A 20677-nucleotide genomic window follows, 5' to 3' on the forward strand; every position below is an offset into this window, starting at 1 on the left:
TGGCCTCCGTGTCGGAAATCGCCGGGTGCGGCCCTGTCCGCACCGTGCGGCTCTGGCAGACATGCTAACCCGCGTTTGATGCCGCGCGGCAGGCCAGCCTCTACCTCACGGGAGTCATACTGACTTACGCAACTCGGGCTCATCAAGCGGGTCTGATTGCGCGGCTAACCGGGCGTAAAGGAGCGCCTCACGCGCAATGCGCCACGACGTTGGACTGAGCGTCGAGCCACACGGGAATCGCATCGAGCTTCGCGCCTGCGCACGGGCCTTCGATGCACTGCCCGTCCTCGAAGCGAAACAATGCGCTGTGGTGCGCGCACATGATCACTTGCGCGCGATACGTCGGCACACGGCCCGGCTCGTAGTCGAGCGGCACCGAGAAGTGCGGGCAGCGGTTTGCGTACGCCCATACTTCGCCGGCACGCCGCACGACGACGACCGGCCGCCCTGCCAGCGCGGCGTCGATCACGCGTGCGCCGCCGTCGGGCACATCGTCGAGGCAACACAGGCTAACAGTCTGCATGGCTCACACCCTTTGCTCAGGATTGCCAAGATTCCAGTCCCATGGACGGATCTCGACGCGTTCGAACAAGCCTGCCAGCGTATAAGGATCGTCGCGCATGAAGCGCATCACGTCGTCGTATCCTTCCGCCTCGATCACGAGCAGCGTGCCGTTGAGCGCGTCGCAATGCGGCGCGAGCGTCGAACCGCCCAGCCGCACGAACACCCCGTGCTGCGCGGCCGAGCGCAGATACGTGCGATGCACCGCGCGCACGCGCTCGCGCACATCGCGCATGCCGGGCTTGTCGGTGGCGAATACGGCGTAGTAGCGCGTGTGCGGTCTCATGCGCGCTCCAGCACGAAGTCGTAGCGCGCCTCGCGAAAGTCGCCCTCGAAGCCGAACTGCTGCGCGGCCGCATCGCCTGTCGCATGCTCGCGATAATCCACGAGCAGCGAGGGCTTCACGCCGAACACCGCGTCCGAATCCAGATACGGGTCGTTCTGATTGAACAGATGCGTCACGAGCGCGCTATGGCCCGGCGCGGTGATCATGAAGTGCAGATGCGCGGGCCGCCACGGATGCCGCCCCGTAGCGTTGAGCATACGGCCCACCGGGCCGTCGGTTGGAATCAGATAGCACACGGGCACGATGGTGCGGATCGCGTAGCGGCCTTCGGCGTCGGTGCGGTAGCGCCCGCGCAGGTTGCCATGCGGCTGTTCAGTGTCCTGCCCCGAGTACATGCCGTTGTCCGCCGTCTGCCACACGTCGAGCAGCGCGTTCTCCACGGGCTTGCCGTCGGTCGTCAGCACGCGGCCATGCACGAGCGCGGGCGTGCCCGGCGTGAACGCCATGTTCTCGCCGTAGGCGCGCTCGGGCATGCCTTCGATATAGAACGGGCCGAACACGGTCGTATCGGTCGCGCCTGAAGCGTAGCGGTGATTGATCGCATCGACGAGCATCGACACGCCCAGCGTATCGGAAAGCAGGATGAATTCCTGGCGCACGACGTCGTCGCACATCTGGCCCGTCTCGGTCAGGAAGCGGATCGCGGCAAACCACTCCGCCTCGGTAGGCTCGACTTCGCGAACGTAGGCGTGCAAATGCCGCACGAGGCTTTGCATCAGCGTGCGCAGGCGCGCGTCGGGTGTGTTCGCGAAGCGCCCCACCACCTGTTCGGTCAAGGCGCGTTCGGCCTCGATGCCATGCATCGACATGGTTGTCTCCTTTCCTATGTTTTGTGCGCCACGCACGCGGCGTGGCTAGCGCGGCGGCGCGCCTTCCCACGCCCGTTGCAGCAATGCGCGAATCGCCGCGCGCTCCAACGGTCGCGGATTCGGATACGCATTCGTGCACGCGAGATCGGCCGCTTCGTCGAGGCCCGCTTCGGACATGCCGATTGCCTTGAGCGAAAGCTCAATGCCAAGCGACTCGTTCAACGCGTAAAGCCGTGGCCCGGCTTCATGCGCATGCGCGCCGCCGAGCGCACGCGCCACGCGCTCGAGCGCTTGCGGCGCAGCGGCGTGGTTGTAGTGCGCCGTATGCGGGAGCATGACCGCATGCGTTTGCGCATGCGGCAGGTTGAAGGTGCCGCCGAGCGTGTGGCAGAGCTTGTGATGCAGCGCCATGCCCACGGCGCCGAGGCAACTGCCCGCGAGCCACGCGCCGTAGAGTGCACGGCTGCGCATCGCCGCGTCGTCCGGGCGGCGCACGACAACCGGTAGCGCTTCGCCCAACGCGCGAATCGATTCTTCAGCCATGAGGCTGATCACCGGGTTCGCGTCTTCGGCGTAGAGCGCCTCCACCGCATGCGCCATGGCGTTCACGCCCGAAGCCGCGGAAATGCCGGCGGGCAGCGAGACGGTAAGCGACGGGTCGTAGACCACGGTGCGCGGCAGCACGCGCTGGTCGCGCCCGGTCTTCTTCAGGCGCCCTTCGGTGAGACCGTAGATGGGCGTCATCTCCGAGCCCGCATAGGTCGTGGGCACGGCGACGATGGGCAGCGACGATTCGAGCGCGATGGCCTTGCCAAGGCCGATGGTCGAGCCGCCGCCCACGGCCACGCAGCACTGCGCGTCCAGCGCCGCGGCCTTCGCGCGCGCGGCCCGCGCGACTTCCACTGGCACGTGCATGACCGCTTCGGCGTGGATACCCGCCGCGCGCTCGCCGAGCAGACGCGCGACTTCTTCCGCGAGCGGACGCTGCTCGGGCGTCGAGAGGATCAGCGCGCGGCGCGCGCCTAGCCGGTCAACTTCCTCGGGCAACCGGGCGAGGTTGCCCCAGCCGAACACCACGCGCGACGGCAAGCCCTGATAAACGAAGCGATCCATACGTGCCTCAACGCTTGAAGTGCGGCGGGACCTGGGCGTCCACGTTGACCCACACCGAGCGGGCCTCCGTGTAGTCGTGCATCGCCTCGAAGCCCATTTCGCGGCCGTAGCCCGATTGACCGACGCCGCCGAACGGGCTGCCCGGATTCACGCGCTTGTAGCAGTTCACCCAGCACATGCCCGCGTGAATCTTGCCCGCGATGTTGTGCGCACGCGAGAGGTCGCGCGTCCACAGGCCGCTGCCGAGACCGTAGTCGGTGCCGTTGGCAATGGCGAGCGCCTCTTCGTCGGACTTGAAACGCAGCACGGTCACGAACGGGCCGAACACTTCTTCCTGCGCGATGCGATCGTCCGGCGTCTTCGCTTCGATCACCGTGGGGCGCACGTAGTAGCCGTTGGCGAGCGTGGGGTCCTGCGGCGCTGTGCCGCCCGCGAGCACACGCCCGCCCTGCTCGCGCGCGACGTCCACAAAAGCCTTCACGCGCTCCAGATGTTGCAGCGAGGTGAGCGGCCCCATTTCTGTTTCGGGGTCCAAAGGATTGCCGACACGAATCGAAGCAGCGAGGCTGACGAAGCGTTCGAGAAATTCGTCGGCGATGCGCTCGTGCAGCACCAGACGCGAACCCGCGATGCACGCCTGCCCCTGGTTATGGAAGATGGCCCAGGCCGCGCCGTTGATCGCGGCATCGAGATTGGCGTCGTCGAACACGATATTGGCGCCCTTGCCGCCCAGTTCGAGCTGCACGCGCTTGAGGTTGCCCTTCGAGGCTTCGACGATGCGCCGCCCGGTAGCCGTCGACCCGGTGAAGGCGATCTTTCCCACGCCCTCGTGCTCCGCAAGCCGCTGCCCCGCCGTATGGCCATAGCCCGGCACGATATTGACCACGCCCGCGGGAAAGCCCACTTCCGCCATCAGCTCGACGATGCGCAGCGTAGAAAGCGGCGTGATTTCCGAAGGCTTCAGCACGACCGTGTTGCCGGCCGCGAGCGCCGGGCCCATCTTCCAGCTCGTGAACATGAGCGGGAAATTCCACGGCACGATCTGCCCGACTACGCCAATGGGCGCGCGCTGCACGTAGTTGAGAAAGCCGGTTTCGACGGGAATGACCGAGCCTTGCAGCTTGTCGGCCATGCCGCCGAAGTAGCGGAAGCACGCAGCCGTGCGCGGCACGTCGAGTGCACGCGAATCGCGGATCGGGTGTCCAGTGTCGAGCGATTCCAGTTGCGCGAGTTCTTCGCCGTTCGCTTCGATGGCGTCGGCCAGACGCAGCAGCAGGCGGCCGCGCTCGGCGGCCGGCATCGCGGCCCACTGCGGGAAGGCGCGCGTGGCGGCGGCCACGGCCAGATCGATGTCGGCGGCGGTGGCGGCGGCGATCTTCGTGATCAGCGAGCCGTCGTGCGGATTGAGCACGTCGATGGTGCCGCCCTCGACGGCGTCAACGAAGCGGCCGTCGATGAACAATTGCGTTTGCATGAGTAAATCCTCGATTAATGCTTAGGCATGCTGCATAACTGCAAATCTCGCTCAGAACTCGACCGGATACGGCTTGAGTTCGCCGCTCTCGTAGCGCTTGGGCAAGCCGGCGGTCGCGTTCTCCCACACGAGCAGCATCGAGCGCTTGGTCGAATAGCCCTGGTGGCGGATATCGGCAGGCATCGCGCAGATGTCGCCCGCGCGCATGGTGATGCGTGCGCGCGGCGACCCGGTGTTCTTGTCGCCGATGTCCCAGACGATTTCGTCCGAAAGCTGCAGGAACCATTCCACGCGGTCGTTGCCGTGGAAAACCGGCAGGATGTACTCCTCCGTGGTCGGGCAGAAGAGACTCTGGCCGCACACCGAAGTGACCGAGGGATTCCACGTCACGTCCGAGCGCGAGAGGTACTTGAAGAGGTTGAACGCGTGCAGTTCGCCTTCGAAACCCGGCTCGCAGTGCACTTCGGGACTGTCCTGGGGCACGTCGGTGAAGGCGCGGTTTACCGGCAGGTCGTCGCGCAGCGGCGAGTCGCCTTCGAGGCCCGGCATGCGGCGCGTGGCGATACGCGTGCGCTCGATCGCAGCGTCGTTCTCGCCATGCTTGCGGCCGAATGCGGTGCCAGTTTCCTCGGGCGCGGCGAACGGGTCGAAGCCTTCGTTGGTCCAGTCGTGCAGGATCGCCTTGAAGGTTGCCATGATGGTCGGCGTCTCGAAGGTCTCGATATAGTCCACGCCGGCGTCCTTCATGATGCCGTTGAACGAGCCTGCATACACATCGACCTTGCCGTAGTGATTGCGCGTGCCGAACACGTGATCGAAATTCACCCAGCCGTAGAAGAAGCCCCAGGCCACGTCGCGCATCATCGCGCGCAGGAAGGCGTCGGCGGGAATGGCGTGCGTGCGGGTCTGCCCCTTCGCGGGCCACAGCACTTTCACGAAGTATTCGTCGCGCGTGAATTCAAAGGCGCCGAGCGTGTAGCGGCGATAGCCGGTCACGGCGTCGGGCTCGCTCGCGCGTACGGTGTCGGCGGCAAAGCCTGCGGAGTGATCGAGGGATTCGAGGGTGGCCATTTGGTGTCTCCAGTAGTCGGGTATCGGGTTAGCGTGTGCGTTCAGTGCAGGCAGATATCGGCCCACTTCTGCACGGACAGCTCACCGGCCATGGTCTGCACGAGCGCCACGCCAGCCTTCTGTGCGCTGAAGCGGTACGCGCAGCCTGCCGGCAGCAGCGCTTGATGCCCGCGGCGCAGCACCACGTGGCCCATCTTGCGGCCTGCGGGTTGCTCGCCCGCGTCGACCGTACCTGTACCGCCCTTGAGCGGCGTATCGAGCTTGATGAAGTCGATGCGCACATCGCCATCCATCAGGATCACGAACTCATCGTGTGCGCAGGCGAACCAGCGCGACTGCCCTTCCGTGCGCAGCACTTCGATCACGTATTCGAGGTTCTTGCCGACCACGACCTTCTCGTAGGGCGCCGAGTTTGCGGCGACTTCGAAGACGTTCGAGAAAACATAGTGGCGGGCGTCGCCGCTCGTGATTTCGATCTCGCCCTTGCGATACTGCTCGAGCGAGCCGAAGACGGTGTGAAACGACGAATCGGTCATGGCGTGTCTCCTGTTTTGGAAGGTGTCGTTGGAATCAACTTTAGGAGCGCTGCGCACGCGCCACAACCGGCGGCCTGGCGACTACGGTATTCGCGTTTCGCAAATAATCGCGGCAGGCGCTAGCGCACCCAGCCACGCTCGATCAGCGGCACGTCCCACGCAGGCTCGGGGCCCAGATACTCAGCCAGAAACTCCACGAGCGCCTTCACTTTCAAGGCCTGGCGCTGCGTGGAGGGATACACGGCAGCAAAGCTCAGCGCCGAGAGGTGATAGTCGGTGAGGATCGGCACGAGCGAGCCGTTGAGGAGCGCCTCGCTCGCCACGAGCGTAGGCAGGCACACCACGCCGCCGCCCGTGAGCGCGTAGTCGCGCAGCAAATGCACCGAGTTCGAGCGGATCATGCCGGGCAACTCCATCTCCACAACTTCGTCGCCGCGTGTCATCGTCCAGCGATTGCGCGAGGGATAGCCCGAATAGAGCGCCGTGGTGTGCTGCAGCAATTCGCGTGGATGTTGCGGCGCGCCATGCTCTTGCACATAGGCGGGCGTGGCGACAAAGAGCCGCCGCACCGAAAAGAGCCGCCGCTCGATCAGCGAATCGGAAATAGGCGGGAATATCTGGAAGGCAACGTCGAAGCCCTCTTCGATCGGATCGACCACGCGGTCGTTGACGATCACATCGAGCTGGATGCCGGGATAGCGGCGGTTGAACTCGGCGAGCGGCGCGCCGAAATGGCCCAGCGCGAAGCCCGGCAAGATCTGGATGCGCAGCCTGCCCGTGGGCGTGGCACGCAGTTCGCGCATCTGGTCGGTCAGCTCGTTCACGCGCCCCACCACCTCCGCGCATTCACGATAAAACGCCTCCCCGACTTCGGAGAGGCGCACGTGCCGCGTGCTGCGATGAAAGAGCGGTGCGTTGACGAACTTCTCCAGTTGCTGGATGCGGTTCGTCACGACCGAACTGGTCACGCCGAGTTGCCGGGCCGCTTCTGCGAAACTGCTCGTTTCCGCCACGCGCACGAAGGCTTCGATGCTCAGGAATCGGTCCATGCTGCTCTCTTATTCACGGGTTCGGGCCATCCAAGTATAGGGCCCGGCACCCGTCGCCCGCGCCGCTCCTTCACGCAGCGGCACGCGCAGGCTACTCGGCCTGCCCCGCTGCAGGCAGGGGCGCGGCCGCGGCGACCGCCTCGCTGCGCCGCAGCTTCGCAGGCGCGGTTTCCTTGAGGAAGAGGCTCACTAGCACGCCGAGGAAAACGGCACCAATCGGCAGCCACAAAATGTTCTGGATACCGAAATGCGCCGCAACGAATCCCGCGAGCGCGGGCGCCACGCCGCCGCCGAAGATTTCGCCCGCGCCCACCACGAGCCCGATCGAAGTCGAGACCATGCCAACTGGCGCGGCCTCAGTGGCAACCGGTCCCGAGAGCAGCGAAACGAGGCCCAGCGTGAAGAACGAAGCTGCGAAAAGCACCGCGAAAAGTTCGAGCGGCTGCGCGCCGAGACCGCGAAACACGATCAGCATGACAGCGGTGCCCACGAAACCGAGGACGCTCGCCACGCGCCGGCCCAGCAGATCCGAAAGCCCCGGCAAGCCGAACTGTCCGACGAAACCGCCAAAGCCGATGGCCGAGGCCACCACGCCCATGCGCTGCGTGTCGAGAGAAAGGTACTGCGTGAGATAGAGCGGCAGCATGGCGCCGAGCACGAACACGCCCGTCATGGCGCAGAAGAGCGCGACCATCGCGACGGGAATGTTGCGGCTGCGGAGCACGTCGCGCCAGTGGCCGCTTTCGGCCTTTGCCGAGGCGGCGGCACCCGCTTCACGCGTAAGCGCGCCTTGCGGCTCCCGGATCACGCGGTACATCAGCAGGCCGAGAATAAGGCCCGGCACCGAGACGAGTGCGAACACCCATCGCCAGGTCATCACGCCCAGCAACTGCGTGGCGATGATCGGCGCAAGCGCAAGCCCGAACAGCGCGAAGCCGCTCTGTTGCAGCCCGAGATTGAAGCCGCGGCGCTTGGGGTGCGAGGCATCGGCCGTGGCGGCAAAGCTGGTCGGGCAGAACGAGCCTTCGGCCACGCCCATCAGCGCGCGCACAGCCAGCAGGCTCGCAAAACCGCCCGCGAGGCCCGAGAAGCCCGAGAGCAACGAGAACGCGATGATCGCCGGAATCAGCACCTTGCGCCGCCCCACCTTGTCGGACAGGCCGCCCATGACCGCCGCGAACACGCCCCACGAAAGGCCGAGTATGCCGATGCAGTTGCCGACATCCTGCGCATTGAGGTTGAGGTCTTTCATGATCGACGGGAATAGCGGCGCGATCAGCCAGCGGTCGAGGCCCACGAGGCCGAAGCCCAGCGCCAGCAGCGTCACGGCCTTCCATTCGTAGGCCGTGTCCCATGTGTTCGGTTTCATCTCTGTCTCCTTGGGCCGGCCGGGTGCCGCGCCACACGCTCATGTTCGAAAATGGTGTGCGACGCGATGTGCACCACTGCTCGCCTGCAGGACGCCATCGACATCGACGAGGCAAAGATAGTCGCAAGCGTGGCGTAATCAGTACCGGATAACGCCCGAATACGTCATTCGCGGATCGCGAATAATCGGGCGCACAAGGCCGGGGGGCACGGCAGTTGGGACGCTGCGAAGGGTGAGCGCAGCACGGGGTGGTGCGATGCACTCACCCCAGGATAATTACGGGTAGACGCGCGCATCTGCGCCGGGCGGTATGCCGGCGCGTGCGGTCAATCCATCGGCGGCGTGTGTGCGCTCACGGCGCCGCGCGCAGCGCTCACGCCTTGCGCAGGTGCTCGGTATGCATGTCGCTCAACCGCCTCAGCAGGATGCCGTAGCCGGTCAGGTGCCCGAGATAGACGCTCGTGAACACGCCTGTAGCAGGCAGCGCTTCGACAAGCGCATGCAGTTCCTCGCGAGTCAGCGGCTCCACGAGAAGACCGGGGCGTTCCACGCGAAGGTCGGCCTGCGAGGCCAGTTGCCGGTGCACGTCCACGAGGCGAGCGAGTCCGCTCCGATAGGCTTCTTTCCACTGGGCGTCCAGCGCCTCGTATTGCGCGTTGAACGTGTCGAGCGTTTCCAGGAAACCGACGATCGAATCGAATAGCTCGTGGTAGCACGAAAAGAGCGGCAGGCGGTCGCGGTTGCGCTTCAAATGCGCCGACACCCACGACTGCTCCAGGTCCGACTTGAGGAGATCGTACGCCTGCTTGAGGTTGCTGCTCGACACCCGCAGCGCGGCAGTCGCCGATTTCAGCTTCGCGCGGTCCAGTGTTTTCGTGGCGACCTCGGTCAGCAAGGCTTCGGCCTGAGCGTTGCCCTCGTTCACGAGCGTATTCGCCCAGAAACCGTGATCGGGCGGAAACGCGATTTGCTGGATGATGAAACCGAGCAGCATGCCGAGCACCACGCCGATCAACCGTTGCTCGAGCAACGGAATGTGCACGCCCGTGAAGAGCACGAGCGTCATCGGCACCGTGATGCTCGTCATCTGGAACACCGAAGGCCTGATGCGCACGATGGTGAAGATCACCAGCGGCAGCAGGATCACGCCCAGCCACAAATGCGGCGCGGTGAACCAGATCAGCAGCGTGCCGATCGGCATTGCCACGAGGTTCGACATCACGCGCTTGTAGAAGTACCCGCGCGCCGCCGAGATCGAGCTGCCGAGCGCGAGCGTGAGCATGGCCGAGCCGGAGAGCGCGACCGCCGCTTCGGGATACCCCAACGCGTACGGAACGCCGAAGCCGATCCACATACCGAGCGTGAGCTTCGTGTATTTCGCGAGTTCGGAGAGGGAAAAGCGCGCGAGCGCACGGCGAAACGGCGTGAGCGGTTTGTGGGCGTAGGAGATGGAAGCCATGGTTGCCGTCGGTCGTTTCAGGCGGAGCGCCAATGTTAACGCGATTACCGTGACTGTTCCGGCACTCAGCCCATCCTCGATGCATTGCCGATTATTTTGCCGCCCGGATTTTCTTTCCGAATGATCAGATCAAAGATTGGCACTTTGTGCGGATGCCCGCCGCAGCGGGCTTTGCGAGCCGCCATGCGCAAGGTGCGTGCCTTGCGAATTATTTTCAATTTCTTTCGCGTTTTTTTCATTTACCGTCATGTCCAACGGATGAAGTTCGCATTACGAACCCGTTTTTGCGAACGCCTCCGCATCCCTCAAGCACTGGGGTCTGCCCATGACGACAACAACGAAGGTCTCCATTTGCCTGCCGACGTACAACCGGCCTGAACTGCTCGTTCGCTGCATCGAATCGTGCCTCATGCAAACGCATGCGAACATCGAGATCGTGATCGGCGACGACTCGAGCGACGATCGCACGGCGCAACTGGTCGCCTCGCGTTATGGCGACGACCCGCGCATCGACTACCGCCGCAACGTGCCCGCGCTCGGCCAGGCGCCCAATGTGGCCAGCCTCTTCGAGCGCGCGAGCGGAGACAAGATCCTCCTGATCCACGACGACGATTACCTGCTCGTGCACTGCATCGAGAAGCTACTCGCACAGTGGGAGCGTTATCCGGACCTGGAAGTCGCGTTCGGCGATCAATACGAAACCGATCATGACGGCAGCATCATGCACGCCGCTAGCGAACGCATGAACATCGGGTATCACCGCACGGCCAGCGCGGCGGGGCTGCAAAGCCCGCCCGGCCGCGTGGGCATCGTGCAGATGTTCCCCAACAACGGCTGGCTCGCGAATGCGGCGCTCGTCAAACGCATTGGCTACCCCGACCACTACGGCACCTGCTGCGATTACGTGTTCGGAACGCTCCTTTGTCTCGCGGCAAAGCGAGTGTGCTACGTGAACGAATACGTCTCGTGCTACCGCATAACGGACGTTTCGGTATCCCAGGCAACGCGCACGAGCATCAATGCCTCGTCGATTTCGGCGTGGCGCTTTCTCAAGGGCCTCGCGCTGCCGGCCGAACTCGAACCGGCGCGCAAGCTCGCCATGCGCCGGCTCGTGCCCATCGTGGTCTCGCTGCTCGCGCGCAATCGCGAGGCGCGCGCCGGGCTGCAACTCGCGCTCGGCAATCTCTACGCGTACCGGTTCGGCTTTAGCCCACGCCTCTACTACCATCTGCTGATGATCTGGAAAGCCACGCGGCGCGCCGGCACGGAATCGGTCGCCCTGTTGGCCATGAAGGACGAGCAAGGCGTGGATACTTCCCGAGCGCGCATGCCGTAGCGAGCGCATTACGTCGTGAACAGCGGCCGCAGGTCGGCCACGTTCGCGACGTGCTCCAGCGCGTTGATCCGCTCGATCAACTGCGCGGTCTTTTGCTGGCCGAGCACGGGCGCCATGAGATCGCGCGCCTTCTCGTTCACCTGGGCGACGCTCAGCGGATTCTCTTTCGTGCCGGGCGGAAAACGCGTGTAGTGGCTCACCGTGCGCCCGTCCACCATCGTGACTTCGACGATGCCGCCGCGCGGCGCAGCCGGGTCGCTCAGCTTCGGGTCGGCAACGACCGTCACTTTCCCGCGCTGCGCCTGAATCTGCGGATCGCGCATGAGCGAAACGTCATGGCTGTCCGCGAACGACACCGCGCCCTTCACGAGGGCCAGCGCGACCATGTGGGCGCAGTTGACGTCGGGCATCGCACTGTCACCGACGATGCCGATGGCGTCGGGCGGCACCTTCACGACCACCGTGCGAACGTTGTCCGGCGTAAGCTGGTATTGCCGCCGCAGCGTGAGCAGCGCGTCGAGCGGCGATTGAATCGGATAGCCCACCGAATACGTCTTGATCGCCGTTTCCGTCACGAAAAAGCGGCTGCCGAGCTGGTCGATCATGGCTTGCGGCTGTGGCTTCGTGGATAGCGCGATGAAGAGATTGTGCGTGCCGTCGAGCACATCGGCCACGCCGGTCATGCCGGACTGCACCATGGTCGCCGCCATCACGCCGTTGCGCGCGCCCATGCCCGCGAAATCGAACGCCTTTTCGATGTGGTCGCGGTCCTTCACCCAGCTCCACAGTCCCGACACCTGTTGCGCCGCGTACGAGATCGCATAGCGCGTCTGGCTTTCATCGAGCCGCGCGAGCGCAGCGGCCGCGCCGAGCGCGCCGAACGTCGAGGCCGTGCCTTCCGCGCTGCGATGCGAGGCGCGCACGAGGTCGGGGCCGAGCGCCATGAGGAGCCGGCAGGCGGTGTCATAGCCCAGCGCGACAGCGCGCACGAGCGCCGCGCCCGATGCGCCCTGCGCTTCGCCTAGCGCGAGCGCGGCGGGCACCGTCGAGCAGCCGGGGTGGGCTTTGGTCACGGGCTCGAAGTCGTCGGTCTCGTCGGAATGCGCGCACATGGCGTTGGCGAGCGCGGCGTTCACCGTGCTCGTGTGCAGGTCAGAGCCGACTACCGAGGCCTGCGGTGCGCCGCCGAGCGAGCGCACGTATTGCGTCGCCAGCATGCCGGGACGCATGCGAGAACCCGACACCATCGCGCCGAGCGTATCGAGTATGTGGTTCTTGCATTCGACCAACACGGCGTCGGGCAACGGCTTGTCGCGCGCGGCGACGATGTAGCGCGCAAGCTCGGCGGTGATGCCGGTGTCGTCCGGCGATGACGCGGGTGATGCGTCTGCGGCAAGCGCATGCTTTGCACCAGCGACAGGCAACAAGCTGCACGCCGCGACGCACTGAAGGATGCGACGGCGCGAAGGCGAAGGTGTTATTGGCATCTTTATCAGTTCGGAATCCGTATTTAAATCGTTCTACCCGGCGTGGGTCATGCGGTAATCGCTCCCGCGTCGAAACGATAGGCCATCAGCGCGGCCAGCCCGCGCCGACCGTCTATCGAAGCCGCTGCGCTCGTGAAGCCGTGCTTCGCGAGCAAGGCCGCTTCGATGGCGTCGGCGGCCGCCTTGCCGGTTTCCAGCGCACCCATGGCTTCGCCCACGTTGCGCGCAAGTCCTGCGGCCTGTGTTGCGGCAATGCCGAGTGCGTGGCGCGTGCGCGGCGCGTCTAGCCCGAGAAGACGCGCTGCCGCTAGCGTCGCTCCCACGATCCCGAGCGACGAAGCCACGTTCCAGCGCGCGCGAAACGCTTCGTCGTCCACGGCGGCCCCGAGGCGTGCCGAAGCGCGCGTGCCGACCGCTACGGCGGCGGCAATGTCCTCTTCGGCGGCTTCGAGTGACTCACCTAGCGCAACCGCTGCCGCGACGGCGGGCACGGCGGTCGACCCGGCATCCAGCGTGGCAAGCGCGGTGCCGAGCTGCCATGCGCACGAACGCGCATCGGCGGCCTGCCCGAGCATTTCGCCGAGCGCGCTGGCATCGCGTGGCTGCGCGGCGCAGCGGCGCGCGTTCGCCACGGCGCTGCTGGCGGCTTCGAGTTCGCGTGCGCCCGGCGTCGCTGCGGCAAGCGCCACGAACGCATCGGAAACGGCGGAATGAGCGGGGGCGTTATGCATGAACCAGATCCTCGTTCGGCGTGCACAGGGCGAAGAGCGCGTCGAGACTCGCAGCACGCTCCACGTTTGCGACGGCAGCGGCAATACGATCCGCCGCGCCCGCGCCAAGGCGCGGGTCGATCAGCAGACGCACCTTGTCGAGCAGTTCGTCGTCGGTCAGGGGCCGCGCGAGACTGCCGCGTGCATGTTCGACGTGATGCGCAACGACGCTGCCATCGTGAAGCCGCGCCTCGATATACACCTCGTCGCGGTTCACGGCGGCGTCGGGCGCGAGCGTTGTCTTCGCGCGCAGCGCCTTCACGTCGTCGCGCGTCACGCGGCTGTCGTCGTACTGCGCGAGACCCACCTGGCCATCGCACAGCGCGGCGGCCACGCCGTGTATCGCGCTGAAACGCGCCTGCAGACCGTCTTGAGGCTGCGGGTTGCCCATCAGCTCCGGCACGAGCGGATGGCAGCGCAGCACGATCGCGTCGATCGAACCGGCATCCGTTATGCGGTCTGCAATCGCGAGCCCCGCGTCGATGGCCGGATGCGCGACGATTCCGCATGGATACGGCTTGTAGGTGTTGAACAGCAGCTCCCAGCGTTCGCCGAATTCGCCGTTCATGCGCTCGAAGTCGACCTTCGTCGAGAGCGATCGCGCGTAGCCGCCCGGCGCTTCGAAAATGTCCTCTGCGGCGCGCTGCCCGTGCAGGGCGAGCCGCGCGGCGTCGATGCCATTGGCCGCCGCCTTCCCGGGATGAAAAGGCTTGGTCATGGTGCCGAAGGCCTCGCGCTGTCCGACGAACATCGACGCGGCAATCGATACGGCTTCCTTAGTTTTGGTTGCATCGAGGCCGAGCAGCAGCGCGGCCGTGACCGCGCAGCCAACCACGCCACAGGTGCCCGTAATATGCCAGCCCCGATCGTAATGCTCGGGCGAGATCGCCACGCCCACGCGCAATTGCGCCTCGCAGCCCAGCGCGAACGCCGTGAGCGCCTGCGCGCCGGCGGGCCTCGTTTGCGGCGCGAGTGCGGTCAGCACCGCGAGCGTGGACGCGGCAGGATGGATCACGGTGGCGAGATGCGTATCGTCGAAATCGTCGAGGTGGCCGGCGAAACCGTTCGCCAGCGCGGCGAAATGCACGTCAGTGCGTGTCGTACGGCCCAGCACACTCGCCTCATGCGCGGCGCCAAGGTCGCGCGCGGTGGCGAGTATCGCGTCCACGCCTGGATGCGTGCACGCGCCAATCGTTGTGCCAACAACGTTGATGAACGAACGCTTCGCTTCCTTCAGCACATCAGCGGGCAACGGACGCTGTGCCAGCGCATACAAGCCCTGCGCGAACGTGGCGGCGATGGAACCACTCATTGCGACAACTCCTCTAGACGTACACCGTTGGTTTTCGGCCCCCACACGCCAACCGCCACGACGATCACGACCATGGCCGACGAAATCAGCAGGAACACGGCGGGCACGCCGTAGTGCTTGAGCAGTGCCGCCACCCAGAAGCCGACGAAGATGGAACTCACGCGGCTCCAACTAAAGACGAAGCCCACGGCGCGCGCGCGGATGCGCGTGGGATACAGCTCGGCCTGATAGGTGTGGAAGATGCCGATGAGCCAGTTGTTCGCGATCGTCACCGCGCTGCCAAAGAGCAGAATCGGCACGGGGTCGCGCACCTGGCCGAACATCACGCCCGCCACGGCCACGACGATGGCGCAACCCACCAGCTGCCACTTGCGCTGGAAGCGCTCCGCGCACGCCATGGCGCCAATCGCGCCGAGCGGCGTCGTAATGGCGATCACCATGGTGTAGAGCAGCGAATGCGTGATCGTGATGCCCTTCGAGTACAGCAGCACCGGCACCCACGCCCCGAAACCGTACACGCCGAAGGTCTGGCAGAAGTTGAAGAGCGAGAGCATTACCGTGCGCTTGAAGTAGCGGCCCTGCCACATCTCGATCCATTTGCCGCGCGCTTCCAGCTGGCTAGCGTCGGGGCCTTCGGGCGGCTCGGCGAGCGGCTTGCCGGTTTCGGCGACCACCTTGCGCTCGATCTCATCGACGATCTCGCGCGCCTCGTTCACCCGCCCCTTGCTCTCAAGCCAGCGCGGCGACTCCGGCAAGCCGTGGCGAATAAACCAGATGAACACCGCGCCAGCCGCGCCGATGATCATCACCCAGCGCCAGCCTTCCATGCCGAGGAAGGTGCGCGGCACGAGCGCATAGGAGATGACCGCGACCACGGGCACCGAAGTGAGAATGACGAGAATGCTGAACGCGGTGTAGCGCCCGCGCGCATCGCGCGGCGTGAGCTCGGAGATATAAGTGTCGACAGTGATCAGCTGCATGCCGATGCCCACGCCCGCCACGAAGCGCCAGGCGTCCATGCCCAGCGGCGAATGCTGGAAGGCGGCGATGAAGCTCGCCACCGAGTACGTCAGCATGGCGAAGGTGAACACGATGCGCCGCCCAAAGCGGTCGGTGATACCGCTCAGCGCCACCGTGCCGACGAACATGCCCGCGAAGAACGAGCCGAGAAAGCTGGCGAAACCGTTCACGTCGAAGAGCCCGGCGGTGGTGGCGCGGTACAGGCCGCTGTGGATGAGGCCCAGTGAGATATAGGCCGCCATGAACATCTCGTAGAACTCGAACCAGCCGCCCACCGCGATGCGGGCAACCAGCCCGCGGAAGTACCGCGTGGGCGGCAGCCGGTCGAGCCGCGCCGAGACGCTCGCCTCGACGTGCGTTGACCCGGCGATCTCAGTTCCCATGTACATGGCGTCTCCTTGCCTGACGGCTAGCCGATTGGATTATGTTTTAGTGTCGACAGTCAGAACCAGTATATGGCGATTTTTCGCGATTTACTGAGAATTTTTGCTCATAGTGTATACACTTAAACAATCAACCTGCGACTTCGAGAGCGAAGCCGACACGGGATTTGTTACAATCGGCGGCGCTGCGGCCGGTCGCGGCGCCTCGGGGGAAAGCGCATGGATGAAGATGTCGGCGTAATGGCCGCCCCGGAAGCGGGCGAGCAGTCGAGCGTGGCCGAGATCGTCGACTGGGTGGCGCGCGGCATCATCGAAGGCCGGCTGCGTCCCGGCGACGACCTGAATTCAGTCGATCTCGCCAAACGCTTCGGCGTGAGCCGCACGCCGGTGCGCGAGGCGCTTTTCGCGCTCACGCGCGAGGGGCTTGTCGACTGGTCGCCGCGCCGCCGCCCTCGCGTGGCCGCCGTGCAGCTCAAGGAAGTGCGCGAGATCTACCAGTTGCGCGCCCTGCTTTACGCTCAGGTGTCGCTGGCGATCGTCGAGCACGCCACAGATGAAGACATCGCGGCGCTCTGGCGCGCGCACGGCAAACTGGCCGAAGTCGCGGCCAAGGGCGACGTGGACGGCTACTTCTGGGCCAACGTCGCGTTTCGCGACGAGGAACTGCGCGTGAGCCGCAACGGCATCTTCAAGGAGGTGCTGGACTCCATGCGCATGCGCACGAACCGCCTGCGCCACCTGAGCACCTCGCTGCCGGGCCGTTTGCAGCGCTCGTGCACCGATCACCAGCGGCTGTGCGAGGCGTATGCCGAGCGCGACGGCGTGCTGGCCGCGGCGCTGAACCGCTCGATCGTCATGGGCGCACTGCACGCGATCGAAGCCGCCTGGGACAGCCTGCGCTGAGCACGCGCCCACGCTACGCCCCTTTTTTATCAACGCGGATGCCACGTCGAACGGGGCCTGAATGCCCTCCCCGCCAGGCTTGCCGAAAGGCCGGGGATACAACATACTTGACGATTCGACCGAATTCCCTCCGCATTCTCGTTCTACCGGGTTCTTTCTCATCATGAGCACAATTCTTGAAAGCCTTCCGACCGGCCAAAAGGTCGGTATCGCCTTCTCCGGCGGCCTCGACACCAGCGCCGCGCTGCACTGGATGAAGCTCAAGGGCGCCGTGCCTTACGCCTATACGGCGAACCTGGGCCAGCCCGACGAAGACGACTACGATTCGATCCCGCGCCGCGCGACCGAATACGGCGCCGCTGGCGCCCGCCTGATCGACTGCCGCGCGCAGCTCGTGGCCGAAGGCATCGCCGCCCTGCAATGCGGCGCGTTCCACATCTCGACGGCCGGCGTCACGTACTTCAACACGACGCCGATCGGCCGCGCCGTGACGGGCACGATGCTCGTCGCCGCGATGAAGGAAGACGGCGTCAACATCTGGGGCGACGGTTCGACCTACAAGGGCAACGACATCGAGCGCTTCTACCGCTATGGCCTGCTCGTCAATCCGGACCTGAAGATCTACAAGCCGTGGCTCGACCAGCAGTTCATCGACGAACTGGGCGGCCGCTCGGAAATGTCGGAGTTCATGCGCCAGTCGGGCTTCGCGTACAAGATGTCGGCTGAAAAGGCCTACTCGACCGACTCGAACCTGCTCGGCGCCACGCACGAAGCGAAGGACCTCGAAAGCCTCGAAAGCGGCATCAAGATCGTGAACCCGATCATGGGCGTGGCGTTCTGGCGCGACGACGTCAAGGTCGACCGCGAAGAAGTGACGGTCCGATTCGAGGAAGGCCAGCCGGTCGCGCTGAACGGCCAGACCTTCCCGAACGCCGTAGAGCTGCTGCTCGAGGCGAACCGCATCGGCGGCCGTCACGGCCTGGGCATGAGCGACCAGATCGAGAACCGCATCATCGAGGCGAAGAGCCGCGGCATCTACGAAGCCCCGGGTCTGGCGCTGCTCCATATCGCGTATGAGCGCCTCGTGACGGGCATCCACAACGAAGACACCATCGAGCAGTACCGCGAGAACGGCCGCCGTCTGGGCCGCCTGCTGTACCAGGGCCGCTGGTTTGACCCGCAGGCCATCATGCTGCGTGAAACCGCCCAGCGCTGGGTGGCGCGCGCCATCACCGGCGAAGTGAAGGTCGAGCTGCGCCGCGGCAACGACTACTCGATCCTGAGCACGAAGTCGGACAACCTCACGTATCAGCCGGAGCGCCTGTCGATGGAGAAGGTCGCCTCGACGTTCTCGCCGAAGGACCGTATCGGCCAGCTGACGATGCGCAACCTCGACATCGCCGACACGCGCGAGAAGCTGCGTGTGTACTCGAAGGTCGGTCTGCTCACGCCGGGCGCCGCCTATACGCTGCCGCAACTGAACGACGAGAAGAAATAAGGCGTCGTCGCTCGATGAAGAAAGGGAAGGCACTGCGCCTTCCCTTTTTTTATGGCTGCGCGGGTTTGGGCCCTGCGTTCGAAGTTACCCACAGATTGCGTTGACAAGCTTGTGGAGAACGCCTGGGACGAGTGTCCTAACCCGTTGATCGACTGGATGTTTTCCGCGGCGTGAACGCGGGAGGCAGTGACGGGCTGCGGGGCGCATGTCTCAATACACCTACCGGCATATCAGCCGTCAAGCGTATTGAAGACGCTCACTGCACGGCAAGCTGCTTCATCTTCCCGTAGACGAATTGCCCGAAATACCACGACAGATCGGAGTGGTTGAGGATGTTCACGTCGGAGAGCGCGCCCGCCTCGAGCTTCAGGCGCCGCAGCATGAGCTTGCCGGCCTGCGAGGCGATATAGAGCCGCACCAGCTCCTTACGGGTCTTCTCGTCGGCCGATTCGAAGTGCTCGCGGCCCTGCTTGACCTCCTCGTTACGCTGCGACCTAGCCTCTTCGTCGCGCGCCGCGATGCTCTGCTTCACCGCCGTGGTCGCGACCGTCCTGGCGGTCTCCTGAGCGGTCGCAGCCACGGCCAGCTCGCCCTGGATCGCCACCATCTTGCGCTCGGCCTCAGAGACCTGCCAGTTGTGGCTCAGCGCCTTCATCAGATAGCCCGCAGGGCTCTTGGTCACCTTGCCCTGATTGAGCCGGAAACGCGTGTATTCGATCGCCTGCTGAATGCGCTCGTCGGTCCAGCTCATGCGATGCTCCGCGATCACGTCGAACTGCTTGTTGCTAAGGCCGAATTCCTCCTTGAGCGTGAGCAGCAGGTCGTGCGCGTCGGGCTGCCGGGAGAGGAGCGCGGCGACCGTGTCCTTGCGCTTCATCCGGAAGCGGATCTTGTTGATTTTGCGCGAGGTTTCCGAGTCGGCCCGGGTTTCGTAGCTCAGGTCGATGTCGGACAGCTCGTTGATCTGGCGCACCGCCGGGTCGAGGTACTTGGGCCGGAAATGCTTGAACTCCGACGCGCTCGTACCGAGTTTGCCGGGCCAGCGCCGCATGACGTCGAGCTCGATCCAGTCGGTCAAACCGGCCGCCACGAAGGGCAGCACGTAGTCGTAGATCGCGCGCGCAAAGGTCTGCGAGAAGGCCGCCGTGATGCACAGGTTCAGCCAGTGATGCTTGTCGGGCCCGGTGATGTGGCGCAGCATGAGCGGCGGAATGCGGAACTGGATGCGCCCCTTGCCGATCTTGACGCTGCCCATCAACTGCTCGGAAATCCACTGGTCGTCTTCGTTGGGCGCGCGGTCGGGCGGCGTGTCGGTCACCTCGATCAGCACGCGCTGCGCTTCCTTGATGACGCTCTGCAAATGGCGCACGTTGCGGCTCTCATAGCGCATGAGCCACTTGAAGTAGTTCAGGTCGACGTCGTAGGTATCGCGCGGCGCGGGCTCCTGGGCGGCAATGAAATAGGCGGCGTCGATGAAACGGCGCGACGACAGCCCAAGCCCGTTGATGGCGACGAACACGTTGTTGCGCTGGAAGCCGATCTCGCGCGTGCTTTCATTGATCGGCTGGCCGGACATCTCCTCAAAGAGACCCAGCGACATCTGCAGTGTTGTAGTCCTTCGCCCGCTCTCCTCCGACATACGCACGCTCTCCCCGTCGACATTGGCGGGCACTCTATCACTACGCAAACACAAGTCAACACAATAAACGTTACCTCAAACAGGCACCCGATTTGGCTCACGCACAAAAAACGTACCTGATCGCACAAATATCTCTACAACGACAGCACATAAAACGGCACCTGCCAGCACATAAAACGGTGCAGCGAGCACAGAGAACGGTACTTTTCGAGAACAAGTCGTTGAAATCAAAGGATATGGGTGCGTACGTTAGTTGGTTGGTGGGTTTTTATCTTTAAGTAAACAAACAAACCGCTCGCCAAAAAAGATGCTCACCGCGAACTTTGACGTGTTGTGTCTCGCGATACGCACAGAAAATTCGACGTGGATTTGCCGCAAAGCCCCGTGTTTAAAGGAGCGCAGCGGTGAGACATCTGGACGCGATGCGCCTTCGACCCAGCAAAACCCATTGTCGGGTAACGATTTCTGTGCAGACCGGGAGGGCCATGGAAGTGGTTTATGTGCAGAACGTCTAGTTGTGTGCCGAGATCGAGTTGAATCCG

19 protein-coding genes are annotated in these 20677 nt (G+C 64.7%); 3 read left to right on the forward strand and 16 right to left on the reverse strand.

Features of this window, described 5'->3' with window-relative positions:
* Positions 1-187 precede the first annotated feature (187 nt).
* The 11 genes from VSR72_RS41635 to VSR72_RS41685 all read right to left on the reverse strand — a co-directional run bounded on the left by VSR72_RS41635 (position 188) and on the right by VSR72_RS41685 (position 10026).
* Positions 188-523, reverse strand: coding sequence for a Rieske 2Fe-2S domain-containing protein (locus VSR72_RS41635; protein ID WP_342958009.1), 336 nt, complete (start codon positions 521-523; stop codon positions 188-190).
* 3 nt (positions 524-526) lie between these two features.
* The gene (locus tag VSR72_RS41640) at positions 527-847 is read right to left on the reverse strand and encodes a YciI family protein (protein ID WP_342958010.1); all 321 of its coding nucleotides are present in this window, start codon (positions 845-847) and stop codon (positions 527-529) included.
* Complete coding sequence (locus VSR72_RS41645) at positions 844-1716, reverse strand: intradiol ring-cleavage dioxygenase (protein ID WP_342958011.1); 873 nt, start codon at positions 1714-1716, stop codon at positions 844-846. Before VSR72_RS41645 ends, VSR72_RS41640 begins: the two co-directional genes overlap by 4 nt.
* A 45-nt stretch (positions 1717-1761) precedes the next feature.
* On the reverse strand, positions 1762-2829 hold the full coding sequence (locus VSR72_RS41650) for a maleylacetate reductase (RefSeq protein ID WP_342958012.1): 1068 nt from the start codon (positions 2827-2829) through the stop codon (positions 1762-1764).
* Positions 2830-2836: 7 nt separating this feature from the next.
* On the reverse strand, positions 2837-4303 hold the full coding sequence (locus VSR72_RS41655) for an aldehyde dehydrogenase family protein (RefSeq protein ID WP_342958013.1): 1467 nt from the start codon (positions 4301-4303) through the stop codon (positions 2837-2839).
* A 51-nt stretch (positions 4304-4354) separates the two neighbouring features.
* Positions 4355-5374 (reverse strand): hydroxyquinol 1,2-dioxygenase, encoded by a 1020-nt coding sequence (locus tag VSR72_RS41660; RefSeq protein WP_342958014.1) that lies wholly within the window; start codon positions 5372-5374, stop codon positions 4355-4357.
* 41 nt (positions 5375-5415) lie between these two features.
* The gene (locus tag VSR72_RS41665; protein ID WP_342958015.1) at positions 5416-5910 is read right to left on the reverse strand and encodes a hydroxyquinol 1,2-dioxygenase; all 495 of its coding nucleotides are present in this window, start codon (positions 5908-5910) and stop codon (positions 5416-5418) included.
* Positions 5911-6029: 119 nt separating this feature from the next.
* Positions 6030-6959 (reverse strand): LysR family transcriptional regulator, encoded by a 930-nt coding sequence (locus tag VSR72_RS41670; protein WP_342958016.1) that lies wholly within the window; start codon positions 6957-6959, stop codon positions 6030-6032.
* Between the two features lie 91 nt (positions 6960-7050).
* Positions 7051-8328: an MFS transporter gene (locus VSR72_RS41675; protein WP_342958017.1), complete on the reverse strand. Its 1278-nt coding sequence runs from the start codon at positions 8326-8328 to the stop codon at positions 7051-7053.
* A gap of 373 nt (positions 8329-8701) precedes the next feature.
* A complete protein-coding gene (locus VSR72_RS41680; RefSeq protein WP_342958018.1) occupies positions 8702-9787 on the reverse strand; it encodes an FUSC family protein in 1086 nt (361 codons plus the stop codon).
* Positions 9788-9852: 65 nt separating this feature from the next.
* Complete coding sequence (locus VSR72_RS41685; RefSeq protein WP_342958019.1) at positions 9853-10026, reverse strand: hypothetical protein; 174 nt, start codon at positions 10024-10026, stop codon at positions 9853-9855.
* An 86-nt stretch (positions 10027-10112) separates the two neighbouring features.
* Between VSR72_RS41685 and VSR72_RS41690 the strand changes: the two genes are divergently transcribed.
* Positions 10113-11123 (forward strand): glycosyltransferase family 2 protein, encoded by a 1011-nt coding sequence (locus tag VSR72_RS41690; RefSeq protein WP_342958020.1) that lies wholly within the window; start codon positions 10113-10115, stop codon positions 11121-11123.
* A gap of 8 nt (positions 11124-11131) precedes the next feature.
* Here the strand turns inward: VSR72_RS41690 and VSR72_RS41695 are convergent, their stop codons facing one another.
* From VSR72_RS41695 to VSR72_RS41710, 4 genes are all read right to left on the reverse strand, one after another.
* Positions 11132-12550, reverse strand: coding sequence for an MmgE/PrpD family protein (locus VSR72_RS41695; RefSeq protein ID WP_342958021.1), 1419 nt, complete (start codon positions 12548-12550; stop codon positions 11132-11134).
* 107 nt (positions 12551-12657) lie between these two features.
* A complete protein-coding gene (locus VSR72_RS41700) occupies positions 12658-13341 on the reverse strand; it encodes an MmgE/PrpD family protein (RefSeq protein WP_342958022.1) in 684 nt (227 codons plus the stop codon).
* Complete coding sequence (locus tag VSR72_RS41705) at positions 13334-14692, reverse strand: MmgE/PrpD family protein (protein ID WP_342958023.1); 1359 nt, start codon at positions 14690-14692, stop codon at positions 13334-13336. Before VSR72_RS41705 ends, VSR72_RS41700 begins: the two co-directional genes overlap by 8 nt.
* Positions 14689-16101 (reverse strand): MFS transporter, encoded by a 1413-nt coding sequence (locus VSR72_RS41710; RefSeq protein WP_342958024.1) that lies wholly within the window; start codon positions 16099-16101, stop codon positions 14689-14691. The genes VSR72_RS41705 and VSR72_RS41710 overlap by 4 nt, the downstream gene beginning before the upstream one ends.
* Positions 16102-16314: 213 nt before the next feature.
* On the opposite strand from VSR72_RS41710, the gene VSR72_RS41715 reads away from it, so the two are divergent.
* Together VSR72_RS41715 and argG are read left to right on the forward strand one after the other, a co-directional pair.
* Positions 16315-16998, forward strand: a complete 684-nt coding sequence (locus tag VSR72_RS41715; protein WP_342958025.1) for a GntR family transcriptional regulator — start codon at positions 16315-16317, stop codon at positions 16996-16998.
* A gap of 163 nt (positions 16999-17161) precedes the next feature.
* Complete coding sequence (gene argG, locus VSR72_RS41720; protein ID WP_342958026.1) at positions 17162-18496, forward strand: argininosuccinate synthase; 1335 nt, start codon at positions 17162-17164, stop codon at positions 18494-18496.
* 256 nt (positions 18497-18752) lie between these two features.
* On the opposite strand, the gene VSR72_RS41725 is transcribed toward argG, so the two are convergent.
* A complete protein-coding gene (locus VSR72_RS41725) occupies positions 18753-20135 on the reverse strand; it encodes a replication initiation protein (protein ID WP_342958027.1) in 1383 nt (460 codons plus the stop codon).
* Between the last annotated feature and the right edge of the window lie 542 nt (positions 20136-20677).

It is taken from the genome of Paraburkholderia sp. JHI869 (assembly GCF_038900775.1).
Lineage (GTDB): Bacteria > Pseudomonadota > Gammaproteobacteria > Burkholderiales > Burkholderiaceae > Paraburkholderia.

Coding starts and splice junctions, on each gene's coding strand:
- VSR72_RS41655 (WP_342958013.1), bottom strand. CDS start 4,303: ATGCAAACGCAATTGTTCATCGACGGCCGCTTCGTTGACGCCGTCGAG.
- VSR72_RS41665 (WP_342958015.1), bottom strand. CDS start 5,910: ATGACCGATTCGTCGTTTCACACCGTCTTCGGCTCGCTCGAGCAGTAT.
- VSR72_RS41725 (WP_342958027.1), bottom strand. CDS start 20,135: ATGTCGGAGGAGAGCGGGCGAAGGACTACAACACTGCAGATGTCGCTG.
- VSR72_RS41645 (WP_342958011.1), bottom strand. CDS start 1,716: ATGTCGATGCATGGCATCGAGGCCGAACGCGCCTTGACCGAACAGGTG.
- VSR72_RS41705 (WP_342958023.1), bottom strand. CDS start 14,692: ATGAGTGGTTCCATCGCCGCCACGTTCGCGCAGGGCTTGTATGCGCTG.
- VSR72_RS41680 (WP_342958018.1), bottom strand. CDS start 9,787: ATGGCTTCCATCTCCTACGCCCACAAACCGCTCACGCCGTTTCGCCGT.
- VSR72_RS41700 (WP_342958022.1), bottom strand. CDS start 13,341: ATGCATAACGCCCCCGCTCATTCCGCCGTTTCCGATGCGTTCGTGGCG.
- argG (WP_342958026.1), top strand. CDS start 17,162: ATGAGCACAATTCTTGAAAGCCTTCCGACCGGCCAAAAGGTCGGTATC.
- VSR72_RS41670 (WP_342958016.1), bottom strand. CDS start 6,959: ATGGACCGATTCCTGAGCATCGAAGCCTTCGTGCGCGTGGCGGAAACG.
- VSR72_RS41660 (WP_342958014.1), bottom strand. CDS start 5,374: ATGGCCACCCTCGAATCCCTCGATCACTCCGCAGGCTTTGCCGCCGAC.
- VSR72_RS41715 (WP_342958025.1), top strand. CDS start 16,315: ATGGATGAAGATGTCGGCGTAATGGCCGCCCCGGAAGCGGGCGAGCAG.
- VSR72_RS41685 (WP_342958019.1), bottom strand. CDS start 10,026: ATGAAAAAAACGCGAAAGAAATTGAAAATAATTCGCAAGGCACGCACC.
- VSR72_RS41640 (WP_342958010.1), bottom strand. CDS start 847: ATGAGACCGCACACGCGCTACTACGCCGTATTCGCCACCGACAAGCCC.
- VSR72_RS41710 (WP_342958024.1), bottom strand. CDS start 16,101: ATGTACATGGGAACTGAGATCGCCGGGTCAACGCACGTCGAGGCGAGC.
- VSR72_RS41635 (WP_342958009.1), bottom strand. CDS start 523: ATGCAGACTGTTAGCCTGTGTTGCCTCGACGATGTGCCCGACGGCGGC.
- VSR72_RS41675 (WP_342958017.1), bottom strand. CDS start 8,328: ATGAAACCGAACACATGGGACACGGCCTACGAATGGAAGGCCGTGACG.
- VSR72_RS41690 (WP_342958020.1), top strand. CDS start 10,113: ATGACGACAACAACGAAGGTCTCCATTTGCCTGCCGACGTACAACCGG.
- VSR72_RS41650 (WP_342958012.1), bottom strand. CDS start 2,829: ATGGATCGCTTCGTTTATCAGGGCTTGCCGTCGCGCGTGGTGTTCGGC.